The following is a 15,254-nucleotide window of genomic DNA, read 5'->3' on the forward strand; positions in this document are numbered from 1 at the left end:
AATCATCAAGAGGTTACCTCCAGGGCAGCTCGCCACTGGCATCATCAACTGTCTACGGCCAGACGATCGACCTTCTGGAAGCCCTTGGGCAACTTGCTGCCGCGTCGGCCACGCTCGCCACGATAGTAGTCAAGATCCGCCCCCTTGAGCAGCGTCTTGCGCTTGCCGGCGTGCACCACCAGCGTGGCCCCGGCAGGCACGACCACCAGCGAGCGCACGAATTCCTCACGATTGGCGGCGCGTTCGCCCGGAATCGACAGCATCTTGTTGCCCTTGCCCTTGGACATTTCCGGCAACTCGGCGAGCGGGAAGACCAGCAGACGCCCTTCGTTGGACACCACCGCCACTTCCAGCGGCGCGGCATCCCCCTGCGCCGTCTCAGGCACCTCGGGGATCGCCACCGGCGGCAGTACCGCACAGCCGCGCGGCAAGGTCAGCGCCGCCTTGCCGGACTTGTTCTTGCCGGTGAGCTGCTCGAGCGTGGTCACGAAGCCATAGCCGCCATCGGAGGCCAGCAGATAGCGCGCGGAAGGCGCATCGAGCAGCAGTCCGACCATCGAAGCCCCCGCCGCCGGATTCATGCGCCCGGTGATCGGCTCGCCCTGCCCGCGCGCACTGGGCAGATTGTGCGCGGCCAGGGTGTAGGCGCGCCCGGTGTCATCCAGCAGCACCAGCGGCTGATTGGTCTTGCCGCGCGCCGCCAGATGGAAGCGATCGCCGGCCTTGTAGGACAGGCCTTCGGGGTCGATATCATGCCCCTTGGCGGCACGGATCCAGCCCTTCTCGGACAGCGCGACGGTGATCGGGTCGGCGCCCATCAGCTCGACTTCCGACAGCGCCTTGGCCTCGCCGCGTTCAACCAGCGGCGAGCGACGTGCATCGCCGAAGTCAGTGGCAGCCTGCTCGAGCTCACTGTCGATCAGGTCCGTCAGGGCCTCGTCATTGCCCAGCAGATGCTTGAGGTGCTTGCGCTCGCGCTTGAGCTCGTCCTGCTCGCCCCGCAGCTTCATCTCTTCGAGGCGTGCCAGGTGACGCAGACGCAGCTCGAGGATCGCCTCGGCCTGACGCTCGGAAAGCTGGAAGGTCTCGATCAGGCTGGCCTTGGGGTCTTCCTCCTCGCGGATGATGCGAATCACCTCGTCGAGATTCAGGTAAGCCGTCAGCAGCCCCTCGAGGATATGCAGACGGTCCTCGACCTTGGCCAGGCGATGCTCGAGACGGCGACGCACGGTGGCACGACGATAACGCAGCCACTCGGCCAGCATCTCGTGCAGCGCCATCACGCGCGGGCGACCCTTGAGGTCGATGACGTTCATGTTGACGCGCGCGTTCTTCTCGAGATCCGTGGTGGCGAACAGGTGCGCCATCAGGCCTTCGATATCGACCCGATTGGAGCGCGGCTGAATCAGCAGGCGCGTCGGGTTCTCGTGGTCGGACTCATCGCGCAGGTCCGCGACCATCGGCAGCTTCTTGGCCTGCATCTGGGCGGCGATCTGCTCGATCACCTTGGCGCCGGAGACCTGATACGGCAGCGCCGTGATCACGATATCGCCTTCTTCCAGCACATAGCGGGCGCGCATCTTCACGCTGCCACGACCGGTGCGATAGAGCTTTGCGAGGTCGGTGCGCGGCGTGATGATCTCCGCCTCGGTGGGGAAATCCGGTGCCGGCAGGAAGTCCATCAGCTGATCGCTGTCGGAGTCCGGGTTGCGCAGCAGGTGGCGTGTGGCGGCCACGACTTCATGCACGTTGTGCGGCGGAATGTCGGTCGCCATGCCCACCGCGATGCCGGTGGTGCCGTTGAGCAGCACATTGGGCAGACGCGCCGGCAGCACCTTGGGCTCGTTCATGGTGCCATCGAAGTTGGGCACCCAGTCGACGGTGCCCTGGGAGAGCTCGGACAGCAGCACCTCGGAATATTTCGACAGACGCGATTCGGTGTAACGCATGGCCGCGAAGGACTTGGGGTCATCCTGGCTACCCCAGTTGCCCTGCCCATCCACCAGCGGATAGCGATAGCTGAACGGCTGCGCCATCAGCACCATGGCCTCGTAACAGGCGCTGTCACCATGCGGGTGGAACTTGCCCAGCACATCGCCGACGGTACGCGCCGACTTCTTGTACTTGGCGTTGGCCGTCAGGGACAGCTCGCGCATGGCGTAGACGATGCGGCGCTGTACCGGCTTCATGCCATCACCGACATGCGGCAGGGCGCGGTCGAGAATCACGTACATCGAGTAGTCGAGGTACGCCTTTTCGGTGTAGTCACGCAGGGCCAGACGTTCGACGTCCCCCTCCGCGACCTGGATATCCATGCTCATGGGCACTTGACCTTGATTACGAGCGTAAAACCGGGGAGCGCAAGACTCTGGCGCTCCCGAAAGAATGCTGTCGCGCAGCTTGTCTGGCTTTCGAAGTTCAGCTGCTCTCGAAGCCCAGTTGGCTTTCGAAGTTCAAATGGCTGTGAAAGCTCAACCGATGATCAGACCTCGATGTCAGCCATGTTGCCGTAGTCCTCGAGCCAGCTCTTGCGATCACTGGCGCGCTTCTTGGCCAGCAGCATGTCGAGCATCTCGTGGGTGCCGTCATCCGCGCTGCGTGTCAGCTGCACCAGGCGGCGAGTGTCCGGTGCCATGGTGGTCTCGCGCAGCTGCAGCGGGTTCATCTCACCCAGCCCCTTGAAGCGCTGCACGTTGGGCGTGCCACGCTTGCTCTCGAGCTGCTTGAGGATGTGCGCCTTCTCGCTCTCGTCCAGGGCGTAATGGACTTCCTTGCCCAGGTCGATGCGGTACAGCGGCGGCATGGCGACGAAGACGCGCCCGGCATCCACCAGCGCCGGGAAGTGCCGCACGAACAGCGCGCACAGCAGCGTGGCGATGTGCAGGCCATCGGAGTCGGCATCCGCCAGGATGCAGACCTTGTGGTAGCGCAGCTTGGTGAGATCATCCGAGCCCGGGTCCAGCCCGATGGCGACCGCGATGTCGTGGACTTCCTGGGAGGAGTAGATGTCATGCGACTCGACTTCCCAGGTATTGAGGATCTTGCCGCGCAGCGGCAGGATCGCCTGGGTCTCGCGGTTGCGACCCTGCTTGGCGCTGCCGCCAGCCGAGTCCCCCTCGACCAGAAACAGCTCACTGTCGGCAGGGTCGGAGCTTGAGCAGTCCGAGAGCTTGCCCGGTAGCGCAGGCCCGGAAGTGACCTTCTTGCGCGCGACCTTCTTGGCGCTTTTCAGACGGCGCTGGGCCGCCGAGATCACCAGTTCCGCCAGCGCTTCGGCCTGGTCGACATGATGATTGAGCCACAGCGAGAAGGCGTCCTTGACCACGCCGGAGACGAAGGCCGCGACACTGCGCGAGGACAGGCGCTCCTTGGTCTGACCGGCGAACTGTGGATCGAGCATCTTCACCGACAGCACGAAGGCGGCGCGCTCCCACAGGTCATCCGCACTCAGCTTGACGCCACGCGGCAGCAGACTGCGGTAGTCACAGAATTCCTTGAGCGCCTCGAGCAGGCCGGAACGCAGGCCATTGACGTGGGTGCCGCCCAGCGGCGTGGGGATCAGATTGACGTAGGGCTCCTGCACCAGCTCGCCGCCTTCCGGCAGCCACTGGATGGCCCAGTCGACGCCATGCTCCTCATCCTCGAAATGACCGACGAACGGCGATTCCGGCAGTCGCTCGAAACCATCGGTGGCACCGAGCAGATAGTCGCGCAGGCCATCCTCGTAATGCCAGGCCGTCTCGCTGCCATCCGTCTCGGTCAGCACGACCTTGAGCCCCGGGCACAATACCGCCTTGGCGCGCAGCAGGTGACGCAGGCGCGCCATCGCCAGACGCGGACTGTCGAAGTAGCTCTCGTCCGGCCAGAAACGCACCAGAGTGCCGGTATTGCGCTTGCCGACGGTACCGATCTGACTCAGCTCCTCGACCTTCTCGCCATTCTCGAAGGCAATGCGCTGACGCAGACCCTCACGGCAGACTTCCACCTCAAGGCGTGTCGACAGGGCGTTGACCACCGAGACCCCCACGCCGTGCAGGCCGCCCGAGAAGCGATAGCTGTCCTGGGAGAACTTGCCCCCCGCGTGCAGCTTGGTGAGGATCAGCTCGATCCCGGTCACACCATGCTCGGGGTGGATGTCAGTGGGCATGCCACGACCATCATCCGCCACCTCGATACCGCCGTCTTCCAGCAGCTTCACGCGTACTTCCTTCGCGTGACCCGCCAGCGCCTCATCGACGGAGTTGTCGATGACTTCCTGGACCAGGTGGTTGGGCCGAGTGGTATCGGTATACATGCCGGGCCGCTTGCGGACCGGTTCGAGGCCGGAGAGAACCTCGATGGAACTGGCGCTGTACTGACTCATCGCAGCCTTGTGTCCTTGGTGTTGACGTCCGGCAGACGCATCACGGATGGCGATGCCTCTGCCTGATTTCTGAAGAGAGTCGCCGCTGGCCGAACGATCCGATGACGGATTCATCTTCCTGACCGGCCCGCACGCCCAACCGTCCTCGACACGTTAGCAGGGTGCGACGTGGAAGGATGTCGCAAGCGACGGGGCCAGACGATGGCCGGCATGCGCCATGATGGCAGGCAGGTACTCCGCCAGTCTGGCAAATCCATGATCCCCTCCCGGCGTGAGGATCAGCCGGCAATCCTGATAGAGGCTTGCGGCATCGTTGACGTCCAATGTCTCGTCCGCCGTGGCAAGCAGCACGAGGGTGCGCTGCGGCGTGACGGGGATCGCTTCCAGTGCGGCCAGCGCCGGCCCGAATGCTTCGGTGACGGTGAAGGACTCGCCGGTATAGGGGTTGGCGTGGGTCGACCCCAGCCATGCCGTGACAAGCCTGACCGGGCGCACGGCTGGATTGATCAATACCGTGCGCGGCCCCTGACGCCATACGCTCTGCTCGCGGCCCTGGGGTCCATCGAGTCGCGCAGCCTCACGCGCGGCAAGCCAGGTGCTCAGAAAGCCACCCATGGAGCTGCCGATCACCACGATGGCGTCGTCACAGGCAGGGTCAGCCGGGTCGAGATCCAACTGCGCGCAGAGCGCCTGGTAGGCCTCCTCCACCACCGCCTGCCCGGCAGCGGGTTGAGGTGGGATGTCAGGCGCGACGCAGGGCAGACCGAATTCGGCGGCCGCACGCTTCATCAACTGCGCCTTGGGCGAGCAACTGGCCGAGTTGAAACCATGCAGGTACAACACGCCCCTGACCGGAGGAACGACAACGCCTGCCTGCGCAGGGTAATGGGGACGGCTCATCAGCGCTCCCGACACGCGCGAACCGAACGGCTCACGCTCGGTTCGCGGCAAGGTGTCTAGTGTAAACGATTGATTCCCATATAGGATAGCGAGAATACTGTATAAATCAACAGAGGATGATCGCCTGCGTGATCCCCCCGTCAGCGCGGGTCCTGCCCCTGGGCGGCCCACACGGACTCGATCAAGGCACGACTGGAAGCGTCCAGCTGCTCGAAGCCTTCTCCCGTGGTCATGGTCGCTTCCGTCGCGGTGGCGATCTGCTTGCCCAGCTCCACGCCCCACTGATCGAACGGATTGATGTCCCAGATGGTGGCCTGGACGAAGACCTTCTGCTCGTAAAGCGCGATCAGGGCCCCCAGGGTTTCCGGCGTCAGCGCTTCCAGCAGCAGGGTGGTCGAGGGCTGATTGCCACGATAACGCTTGTGATTCGGCTGGGCCTCGTCACCCGGTATCGCGTCATCGCCCAGCATCAGCACGCGCGACTGGGCAAAGCAGTTGGCCAGTGTCAGACGGTGCTGCGCCTTGAGGTGGGCACGGGTCTCGGCGTCCTCGACGTGGTCATAGCGACGCATCGGCGCGATGAAGTCACATTCCACTGCCTGGGTGCCCTGATGCAGCAGCTGATAGAAGGCATGCTGGGCGTTCGGGCCCAGCTGGCCCCACAGCACCGGGCAGGTGGAGTAATCGACCATCTCGCCATCGTTGGTGACCGACTTGCCGTTGGATTCCATTTCCAGCTGCTCGAGGTAGCTGGCGAAGTATTCCAGGCGGCCGTCGTAGGGCAGGATGGAGTGGGCGCGAATATCGAGGAAGTTGTTGTTCCAGATCCCCGCCAGCGCCAGCAATACCGGCAGATTGTCTTCCAGCGGTGCGGTGCGGAAATGCTCATCCAGCTCATGCGCCCCCGCCAGCAGGCGACGGAAGTTGTCCATGCCGACATTGAGCGCGATGGGCAGTCCGATGGTGCCCCACAGCGAGTAGCGCCCGCCGACCCAGTCCCAGAACAGCAGCTGATGTTCCGGCGCGATGCCCCACTCGCTCATCTTCTCCGGCTTGGCGGAAGCGCCGATGAAGTGCTGGCGATTGATCAGTCCTTCCAGACGGCCTTGCGGGTCAAGGCGCGACTTCAGCCAGTCACGCGCGGTGCGCGCATTGGAGAGCGTGTCGATGGTGGAGAATGACTTGGACGACAGGATGAACAAGGTGGTTTCCGGACTGAAGGACTGCAGGTAGTCCGCCAGCTGTGAGCCATCCATGGTCGAGGCGAAGTGCACGCCGACCTCATGGACGCCCTTGGGACGGCAATCGCTCAGCGCGCTCGAGACCATCAGCGGCCCCAGGTCCGAGCCACCGACCCCCAGATTGACCACATCGGTGATCGGCTTGCCGGTGGCGCCACGCCACTGCCCGCTATGGAAGGTCTCGACCATCTCGGCGAGCCGCTCGAGGCTCTCGTGGATGGCAGGTACCACATCCTCGCCATCCACCTCGAGACTTGCTGAGCGTGGCAGACGCAGGGCCGCGTGCAGGGCCGGGCGATCTTCCGAGCGATTGACGTGCTCACCGGCCAGCAGACGCTTGATGCCCTGCTCGACACCGGTTTCCCGCGCCAGCTCCAGCAACAGCTCCAGGGTCTCCTGCTTGAGACGCTGCTTGGAGAGATCCAGGCGCAGGCCCGCGGCAGAACGGGTGAAGGTCGTCACTCGATCGCGCCCTTGCGCCGCATCCTCGGCGAACAGGTCCTTCAGGTGCACATCGGCCATCTGCTCCTGATGATGACGCGCGAGGGCCTGCCAGGCCTGACTGTTACGGCGGGCAGAACGTGCAGACGATGGAGTGGACATGGCCACCTCTCTCCTTGAAGTGTCGCGACCGGCCCTGCGTGGCCCGGTCAGAAATCGGTTGATGGAGGCATCATCGGCAAGCCGCGGCGGGTGCGTCAGGCACCTCGAATGCGTAGAATGGCGGGCCCAGCAGGGCACTCAGCCCAGCCGCTCCCCGGCCAATGGCATGTCGCCCAGGCCCTCTGCCCGATGAAGCCTTGATCCATGAGTGATGCATCTTACCGTGACGCGATATTTACGACACCCCTTGACCGTGTTGCCAGCTTCTCCTTCGACGAACAGGTCGTCAGCTGCTTCCCGGACATGCTGCGCCGTTCGGTGCCGGGGTACGGTCAGATCATCGCCATGCTGGGGCTGATGGCCCGCGCCCACCTGCGCCCTGGCGCACGCGTCTATGATCTGGGCTGCTCGCTGGGGGCTGCCAGCATGGCACTGGCACGTGAGATGGCGGCCCAGGACATCGAGATCGAAGCCGTCGATCTGTCCCGGCCGATGGTCGAGCGCGCCAGCCGCGAGCTCGCCGACGCCTTCCCGGACCATCGCATCAACGTCAGTGAAGCCGATATCCGCACCCTGGAGTACCAGCCTGCCGGCATGATCGTGGTCAACTTCACCCTGCAGTTTCTGCCGCCGCAGGACCGCGACGCCGTGATCGACAAGCTGTTTGCGGCGCTGGAGCCCGGCGGCGTGTTGATCCTGTCCGAGAAGATCATCAGCGACGACCCGGTCGAGAACGCCTGGTTGATCGAGCGCTATCATGACTTCAAGCGCGCCAACGGCTACTCCGACCTCGAGATCTCGCAGAAACGCGAAGCGCTGGAGGACGTGATGAAGCCCGACAGTCTCACCACTCACCATGCGCGCCTGGCACGCGCCGGCTTCGCGCGCAGCCACACCTGGCTGCAATACCTGAACTTTGCCTCGATGGTCGCTTTCAAAGCCGCCGAATGACCGCTACGCCTGCACGGACCCGACCCAGCGCATGAGCATCTCCCCCTACGATCGTGATCTTTACCGCGCCTTCACCGAGCTTGCCTGTGAGCCAGGCGCCGTCGGTGACGGCTTCGCCCGCTGGCTGGGCGCCCTGCCCGAGCAACTGGCCAAGGGTCTGGACCGCAAGCGCCATGCTGACCTCAAGGCCTGGCATGGGGCACTGGAGAAGCTGCCGACGCTACCTGACGAGCGCGAGGTGCAGCTGGACGCCGACCGTGTCGGTGCATGCTTTCCGACTGGCCTGAGCACGGGCCAGCAACGCCAGAGCGAGAATCTGCTGCGCGCCATGATGCCGTGGCGCAAGGGCCCCTATCAGCTCGACGAGATCCATATCGATACCGAATGGCGCTCCGACTGGAAGTGGCAGCGCCTCGCGCCGCATCTGTCGGATCTCACTCACCGTCGCGTGCTGGATGTCGGGGGCGGCAATGGTTACCACGGCTGGCGCATGGTCGGCGCTGGTGCCGCCTTCACGCTGGTGATCGACCCTTCCCCGCGCTTCTACTGCCAGTTCCATGCCGTGCGTCACTTCATCGGCGCGGATCACCCCCAGGGGCGCAACCTGCACTTCCTGCCGGTGGGCATCGAGGACGTCCCCGCGAAGATGGCCGCCTTCGACACCGTGTTCTCGATGGGGGTGCTCTATCATCGCCCCTCGCCGATGGACCACCTTTTCCAGCTGCGCGATGCCCTGCGCCCCGGCGGCGAACTGGTGCTGGAGACCCTGGTGGTGGAAGGTGACGTGACGACGGTACTGATGCCCGGCGAGCGCTACGCCGCCATGCCCAATGTCTACTTCCTGCCGTCCTCCCGGGCGCTGGCCCACTGGTGTGAGCGCGCCGGTTTCAAGGACGTGCGCATCGTCGATGAAGCGGTGACCACGCTGGATGAGCAACGCTCGACCGAGTGGATGACCTATCACTCGCTGAGCGACTTCCTCGACCCTGACGACCCACGCCTGACCCGTGAAGGCCATCCGGCACCACGGCGTGCGGTGCTGATCGCCACGCGCGCCTGATCTGCGCAGCACCTTCTCTCCCAGCGATGTCTGCGCCAGGGCAGACGACACACGACGGCGGCGCTCATCGAGCACCGCCGTCTTCGTCTCTCGCGTCACACGATGCCCAACCGCCGGGCCTGTCGATACAGATTGCCGCGATCGACCTTGAGCCTGCGCGCGGCCTCTGCCCAGTTGCGATCACTCGCCAGCCAGACCCGCGAGATGTGCTCGCGCTGAAACGCCTCGGTGGCGTCACGCAACCCCAGCGCTTCATCGATGTCCTGCAGGACATGACGCTGCGCCGGGTTCGCTCCCCCCGCCTGAATCGTGCCATGCCCCTCCTGTGCGGCGTGGAGGGCAATGCCACCGGCCTGCTCGTGCGCCACCTCGGCACTCGTCTCCAGCCCCAGCAGCTCCGGCGTGATCACCACCAGCTGACGCCCATCGGCGCGCAGGCGCGTCGGATGAGCCCCCTGCGCCAGCCGCGCATGCAGGGCGGCGCGACTCAGACAGTGCTCCAGCTCACGCACGTTGCCGGGCCACGGGTAGTCACACAGCAGACGCTCCGCCGCCGGCGTCAGGCGCAGATTGCCCAGCCCGAGGCGCGTGCGGTTGTGCTCGAGAAAGGTTCCCGCCAGCGCCAGCAGATCCGCTCGTCCGCGCTCACGCAGCGGCGGTACCCTGAGCGGATAGACGCTCAGGCGGTGGTAGAGATCTTCGCGGAAATGCCCGGCGGCGACTTCGGCCTCGAGATCACGATTGGTCGCCGCGATGACGCGCACGTCCACCCTGACCACGCGATCGCTGCCCAGCGGCTGCAATTCACCTTCCTGCAGCACCCGCAGCAGCTTGGGCTGCAGCGCCAGTGGCAGCTCACCGATCTCGTCCAGCAGCAGGGTGCCGCCATCGGCCATCACGAAATGGCCACGGTGATCATGGGACGCGCCGGAGAAGGCCCCTCGCCGATGCCCGAACAGCGCACTCTCGACCAGTTCCGGTGCCAGCGCGGCACAGTTGATGCGCACCAGAGGCCGACTGGCGCGACGCGACGCATCGTGCAACCGCTGGACCACACCCTCCTTGCCCACCCCGGTCTCGCCCGTCACCAGCACCGTCATGTCGGTATCGGCCACCGCTTCCAGCTGTGCCTCCAGTCTCGCCATCGCTGGCCCGCGCTGCGGACAGGTCCTCTGGGCCTGCGGTGTCATGCCCGGCGCAAGCGCTGGCATGCCGGTCAGCAGAGCGGCCCCACGCTCAAGCCGTGATGCCAGCGCCAGACAGCAGGTGGGCAGCCTCAGCAGGTCATGAAGCTCCTGATGCTCCTGATACTCCTGCGCCAGGACGTCTGCCAGCTCGGCATCGCCGATCTGCCGAATCTCCAGCGCTTCCAGCGGGGCCAGCACGCCGGGTGTCAGCGCATCGAAGGTCATCACGCCCAGCAACCTGTCCCCTTCGCGCAGCGCGATACCCGCACAGTCGTGCACCAGCAGATCCGGCCCATGCACTTCCCCCAACAGGCCATCGAAGGGGTCCGGCAGGTCACTGTCCACCGCGAAGCGATAGACACCGGTGTGCTCGGCAATCGCCTTGAGCCGCGGATGCTCTGACAACGCAAAGCGCCGGCCGCGCACCTCGGCAGGTAGCCCATGCGTGGCCAGCGGCAGCAACTCGTCACGCTCCGGCAGATAGCGCATCAGCGTCGCGGCCTCACCGGGCAGACGCTGCATGATCGCGGCCAGCAGACGGGTCCATGGCAAGGCACGCCGCTTGCCGCCCTCCTCTTCCGTCAACCAGGCAGCAAGCCAGGCGTTCAGGGCGGCAAGGGGCGTATCATTGCGTGGCAAGGGAGTCTCGGGCATGCGGGATTCCTGACGTCAGTCAACCGGAAATGGCGGGCGAGGTACTGGGTGATGAGCACGCGGCTCACGCGACGGCGTGTCGCAAGACATCGTCATGGCGACAGATGATGTCATCATGACACGCAAGATGTCATCTTGACACATTCTCACGTCGTGTATTTTTCACATCACCACTCTCGGGGACGCATGGATACTGGCCTGACGAGTTGGCATGGCCCTTGCTCTCTTCATGGCGACATTCATCACGAGGTACCGTCATGCTGACCAACGCCCAGGAAGACCTGATCGCCGCCACCGCTCCCGTCGTCGCCGAGCACCTCAACGCCATTACCGCGCGCTTCTATCCGCTGATGTTCGAGCGCTATCCCGAAGTGAAGCCGCTGTTCAATCAGACGCACCAGGCCAGTGGTGGTCAGGCCCGTGCGCTGGCCGGCGCCGTGCTCGCCTATGTCGGCGCACGCCACTCGCGTGAAGCGGTGGACCGCCTGCTCGCGCCCGTGGTCAGCAAGCACGTCTCGCTCAATATCCTGCCCGAGCACTACCCCATCGTCGGCGAGTGCCTGATGGCCGCCATCGGTGAGGTGCTGGGAGACGCCGTCACGCCGGAGATCGCCGACGCCTGGGGCGCCCTCTACGGAGAGCTGGCCGCCGTGCTGATCGCCGCCGAGCAGGGCCGCTACGACAGCTTCGCTGCCACTCGCGGCGGCTGGCAGGGGCTGCGCCGCTTTCGCATCGTGCGCACTGAGGACGAGAGCCGCGAGATTCGCTCGCTGTACCTGGCGCCGGTGGAAGGGCCGATGTTCTCCTTCCTGCCGGGCCAGTACATCGGCATGCGCCTGACGACGCCGCAGGGCGTGATCCATCGCCACTACAGCCTGTCACACGCGCCGGACGAGCGCTTCTGCCGTATCTCGGTCAAGCGTGAAGACCACGGTCAGTCCAGCCAGTATCTGCATGCGCTGAACGTGGGTGACGAGATCGATCTGCTGCCGCCGGCCGGCGAGCTGACCTTCGAACATGCCACGCCCCAGAGCCCCGAGGCCCCGGTACTGCTGCTGTCTGCCGGGGTCGGCCAGACACCGATGCTCTCGCTGCTGGAGGCAGCGCTCGCGGCGGGCCGTCAGGTGATCTATCTGCATGCGGCCCGCAATCCCGAGGTACATGCCTTCGACACCACGCTGCAATCACTGGTCGCGCAGTATCCTGAGCAGCTGCATTATCAGGTCTGCTACGAGAAGGCTGACACTCTGCCGACGCATGCGCACCTGGGCATCATCGAGCGCGACTGGCTGGCACGTCAGATTGCCGCGACAGGTGCCAGTGCCGAGTCCCTGCAGGCCTTCGTGATCGGTCCGCATGGCTTCATGCAGAGCATGATCCAGCACCTCAATCGCATCGGCGTACCGCTCACCCAGTGCCATCATGAGCACTTCGGCCCCTCCACACCGCTTGCCATCGACGCCGCTGCCGCCTGATGCGCTGACGTGACCCGCACCATGCAAAAAGCCCCCATCGCCTTGCGGCCATGGGGGCTTCTGCGTTCTCCGGCTTCATATCCAGCAGGCCGTGTTGTTATCGCGTGTCCAGCGTTGTTGTTATCGGGTCATGCGACGGAGTCGACCGTGCCGGCTCGACTCCGTTACCGCGACTCATGTTGCCAAGGCTCTGTTGCCAAGACTCATTTGCCAAGACTTAGTTGCAAAGACTCTGTTGCAAAGACTCAGTTGCCACGGCCCAGCAGCTCACGCACGTCGCGGGCTTCCCAGTGCGGGAAGTGCTTGCGTACCAGCGCGTTGAGATCGGCTTCAAACGCGGCCCAATCGGTCTGCTGCGTGGTTGCCTGCGTGCCGGAGCGGCCCACGCCACGAATCATGCCCGCGCCGACGGTCACGTTGCTCAGACGATCGATGACGATGAAGCTGCCGGTGCCCGGGCTTGAACGGTAGTCGTCCACCGGCACCGACTGGGTCAGCTCGAGCTGGACGCGGCCGATGGCGTTCAGTGCCAGGCTGTCACCCTCGTGATGCTCCAGCGTGTTGACGTCGTAGAGGTAGTCGATGGCGCTGACCTGACCGGTCAGGTCGCGGGTCGCCAGCTTGATATCGTACTGGCGGCCCGGCTGCAGCGGCTTCTCGTGCATCCAGACGACATCCGCTTCCAGCGCATTGGAAAGCGGCAGTTCGGCATCCGCCGCCACCAGCCAGTCGCCACGCGAGATGTCGATCTCGTCGTCGAGCGTCAGGGTGATGGCCTGCCCCGGATAGGCAATCTCCAGATCACCATCGAAGGTGACGATGCGCTCGATGGTCGAGGTCTTGCCGGACGGCAGCACCTTGACGCTGTCACCCGGACGCACGACACCGGCCGCCAGCGTGCCGCAGTAACCGCGAAAATCGAGGTTGGGACGATTGACGTACTGCACCGGGAAGCGCAGATCGCTGAGGTTCTGATCGCGAGTCAGTTCGACGGTTTCCAGCACCTCCAGCAGCGACGGTCCGGCCTGACCATCGACGGTGTACCAGTCGAGTGACGGGCTGCGATTGACGACGTTGTCGCCCTTGAGCGCAGACATCGGCACGAAGCGGATATCCGGTGCATTCAACTTGTCGGCGAATTCCTGATACTCGGCGACGATCTCGTTGAAGCGCGCCTCGGAGTAGTCGACCAGATCCATCTTGTTGACCGCGATCACCAGATGCTGGATACCCAGCAGGTCGGCGATGAAGCTGTGACGACGGGTCTGGGTCTGCACGCCGTAGCGCGCATCGATCAGAATGATCGCCAGGCTCGCGGACGAGGCACCGGTGGCCATGTTGCGGGTGTACTGCTCATGCCCCGGGGTATCGGCGATGATGAACTTGCGCTTGTCGGTCGAGAAGAAGCGATAGGCGACATCGATGGTGATGCCCTGCTCGCGCTCGGACTGCAGGCCATCGACCAGCAGGGCCAGATCGACCTCGTCACCGGTGGTGCCGCTGGTCTTGGAGGCCTGGGTGATGGAGGCCAGCTGGTCTTCGTAGATCAGCTTGGAATCGAACAGCAGACGACCGATCAGGGTCGACTTGCCGTCATCGACGCTACCGCAGGTGATGAAGCGCAGCAGGTCCTTGCGCTCGTGTTCTTGCAGGTAGGCTTCGATATCCGCGGAAATCTTGTCTGACGCGTGGGACACACTCTTCTCCTTGCCGCTGTCATGGGCCTGATGAGCTGGCGAGCCAGTATCACGAGCCAGTGCCTCGTGAGGCTGCGAGCCGATTCATCAGGCGAATTGTTCGTTCAGGTCATCAAGCACGAGGCGGAATCAACAGGATGGGGCCTCGTGAGGAAATGGGCCTAGCGAGAATTGGCGACTAGAAATACCCTTCGCGCTTCTTCTTCTCCATCGAGCCTGCCTGATCGTGATCGATGGCACGACCGGAGCGCTCGCTGGTACGGGTCAGCAGCATTTCCTGGATGATTTCCGGCAGGGTCGCGGCGGTGGATTCCACGGCGCCGGTCAGCGGATAGCAGCCCAGGGTGCGGAAGCGCACGGACTTCATCTCCGGCACTTCGCCGTCCTTGAGCGGCAGACGGTCGTCATCGACCATGATGTCGAGGCCATCACGCTTCACCACCGGACGCACGGCGGAGTAGTAGAGCGGCACGATCTTGATGGACTCGAGGTAGATGTACTGCCAGATGTCCAGCTCGGTCCAGTTGGAGAGCGGGAAGACGCGGATGGACTCGCCCTTGTTGATCTTGGAGTTGTAGATGTTCCACAGCTCCGGACGCTGATTCTTGGGGTCCCAGCGGTGGTACTGGTCACGGAAGGAGTAGACACGCTCTTTCGCGCGTGAAGCTTCCTCGTCACGACGCGCACCGCCGAAGGCCGCATCGAAACCATGCTTGTCCAGCGCCTGCTTCAGAGACTGGGTCTTCATGATGTCGGTGTACTTGGCGCTGCCGTGCTCGAACGGATTGATGTTCGCCTCGACGCCTTCCTGATTGATGTGCTCGATCAGTTCCATGCCGACTTCCGCGGCCATCTCATCGCGGAACTTGATCATCTCCTGGAATTTCCAGGTGGTGTTGACGTGCATCAGGGGGAACGGCGGCACGCCCGGCGCGAAGGCCTTGCGCGCCAGATGCAGCATCACGGCGGAGTCCTTGCCGATGGAGTAGAGCATGACAGGATTGGAGAACTCGGCCGCCACTTCACGAATGATGTGGATGGACTCGGCCTCGAGCTGCTTGAGGTGGGTCTGACGTTCGGGGGTAAGCATCGCGTGCGGCAACCTCGTGAGCGCTGGGAGTCG

Annotated in this window: 10 protein-coding genes; 3 read left to right on the top strand and 7 right to left on the bottom strand. The window is 64.3% G+C overall.

The window, feature by feature from the left end:
- Positions 1–44: 44 nt before the first annotated feature.
- The 4 genes from parC to pgi all read right to left on the bottom strand — a co-directional run bounded on the left by parC (position 45) and on the right by pgi (position 7,107).
- Positions 45–2,321, bottom strand: a complete 2,277-nt coding sequence (gene parC, locus ACZYGA_RS01000) for a DNA topoisomerase IV subunit A (RefSeq protein ID WP_077374245.1) — start codon at positions 2,319–2,321, stop codon at positions 45–47.
- Between the two features lie 161 nt (positions 2,322–2,482).
- The gene (parE, locus tag ACZYGA_RS01005) at positions 2,483–4,363 is read right to left on the bottom strand and encodes a DNA topoisomerase IV subunit B (RefSeq protein ID WP_077374248.1); all 1,881 of its coding nucleotides are present in this window, start codon (positions 4,361–4,363) and stop codon (positions 2,483–2,485) included.
- Between the two features lie 153 nt (positions 4,364–4,516).
- Positions 4,517–5,263, bottom strand: coding sequence for a YqiA/YcfP family alpha/beta fold hydrolase (locus ACZYGA_RS01010; RefSeq protein ID WP_077374251.1), 747 nt, complete (start codon positions 5,261–5,263; stop codon positions 4,517–4,519).
- A gap of 140 nt (positions 5,264–5,403) precedes the next feature.
- Positions 5,404–7,107, bottom strand: a complete 1,704-nt coding sequence (gene pgi / locus ACZYGA_RS01015) for a glucose-6-phosphate isomerase (RefSeq protein ID WP_084208205.1) — start codon at positions 7,105–7,107, stop codon at positions 5,404–5,406.
- 204 nt (positions 7,108–7,311) lie between these two features.
- On the opposite strand from pgi, the gene cmoA reads away from it, so the two are divergent.
- Positions 7,312–8,058 carry a carboxy-S-adenosyl-L-methionine synthase CmoA gene (gene cmoA, locus ACZYGA_RS01020; protein ID WP_077374257.1) on the top strand — a complete coding sequence of 249 codons (747 nt, stop codon included), beginning with the start codon at positions 7,312–7,314 and terminating at the stop codon, positions 8,056–8,058.
- Between the two features lie 31 nt (positions 8,059–8,089).
- Positions 8,090–9,118, top strand: coding sequence for a tRNA 5-methoxyuridine(34)/uridine 5-oxyacetic acid(34) synthase CmoB (cmoB, locus tag ACZYGA_RS01025; RefSeq protein ID WP_279875921.1), 1,029 nt, complete (start codon positions 8,090–8,092; stop codon positions 9,116–9,118).
- Between the two features lie 95 nt (positions 9,119–9,213).
- Here the strand turns inward: cmoB and norR are convergent, their stop codons facing one another.
- Positions 9,214–10,959, bottom strand: a complete 1,746-nt coding sequence (gene norR / locus ACZYGA_RS01030) for a nitric oxide reductase transcriptional regulator NorR (protein WP_404625211.1) — start codon at positions 10,957–10,959, stop codon at positions 9,214–9,216.
- Positions 10,960–11,216: 257 nt separating this feature from the next.
- Here norR and ACZYGA_RS01035 point away from each other — a divergent pair, with 257 nt between their 5' ends.
- Positions 11,217–12,434 (top strand): globin domain-containing protein, encoded by a 1,218-nt coding sequence (locus ACZYGA_RS01035; RefSeq protein WP_404625210.1) that lies wholly within the window; start codon positions 11,217–11,219, stop codon positions 12,432–12,434.
- Between the two features lie 245 nt (positions 12,435–12,679).
- Here ACZYGA_RS01035 and cysN read toward each other — a convergent pair whose 3' ends face one another.
- Both cysN and cysD read right to left on the bottom strand, forming a co-directional pair.
- The gene (gene cysN, locus ACZYGA_RS01040) at positions 12,680–14,131 is read right to left on the bottom strand and encodes a sulfate adenylyltransferase subunit CysN (RefSeq protein ID WP_404625209.1); all 1,452 of its coding nucleotides are present in this window, start codon (positions 14,129–14,131) and stop codon (positions 12,680–12,682) included.
- A gap of 178 nt (positions 14,132–14,309) precedes the next feature.
- Positions 14,310–15,221 carry a sulfate adenylyltransferase subunit CysD gene (cysD, locus tag ACZYGA_RS01045; RefSeq protein ID WP_084208199.1) on the bottom strand — a complete coding sequence of 304 codons (912 nt, stop codon included), beginning with the start codon at positions 15,219–15,221 and terminating at the stop codon, positions 14,310–14,312.
- Between the last annotated feature and the right edge of the window lie 33 nt (positions 15,222–15,254).

Source organism: Cobetia sp. BL01 (assembly GCF_056493605.1).

Excerpts from the sequence above, each read along its gene's own strand:
- ACZYGA_RS01035 (WP_404625210.1), top strand. The coding sequence starts at position 11,217 with ATGCTGACCAACGCCCAGGAAGACCTGATCGCCGCCACCGCTCCCGTC.
- norR (WP_404625211.1), bottom strand. The coding sequence starts at position 10,959 with ATGCCCGAGACTCCCTTGCCACGCAATGATACGCCCCTTGCCGCCCTG.
- cysD (WP_084208199.1), bottom strand. The coding sequence starts at position 15,221 with ATGCTTACCCCCGAACGTCAGACCCACCTCAAGCAGCTCGAGGCCGAG.
- cmoB (WP_279875921.1), top strand. The coding sequence starts at position 8,090 with ATGAGCATCTCCCCCTACGATCGTGATCTTTACCGCGCCTTCACCGAG.
- ACZYGA_RS01010 (WP_077374251.1), bottom strand. The coding sequence starts at position 5,263 with ATGAGCCGTCCCCATTACCCTGCGCAGGCAGGCGTTGTCGTTCCTCCG.
- parE (WP_077374248.1), bottom strand. The coding sequence starts at position 4,363 with ATGAGTCAGTACAGCGCCAGTTCCATCGAGGTTCTCTCCGGCCTCGAA.
- pgi (WP_084208205.1), bottom strand. The coding sequence starts at position 7,107 with ATGTCCACTCCATCGTCTGCACGTTCTGCCCGCCGTAACAGTCAGGCC.
- cmoA (WP_077374257.1), top strand. The coding sequence starts at position 7,312 with ATGAGTGATGCATCTTACCGTGACGCGATATTTACGACACCCCTTGAC.
- parC (WP_077374245.1), bottom strand. The coding sequence starts at position 2,321 with ATGAGCATGGATATCCAGGTCGCGGAGGGGGACGTCGAACGTCTGGCC.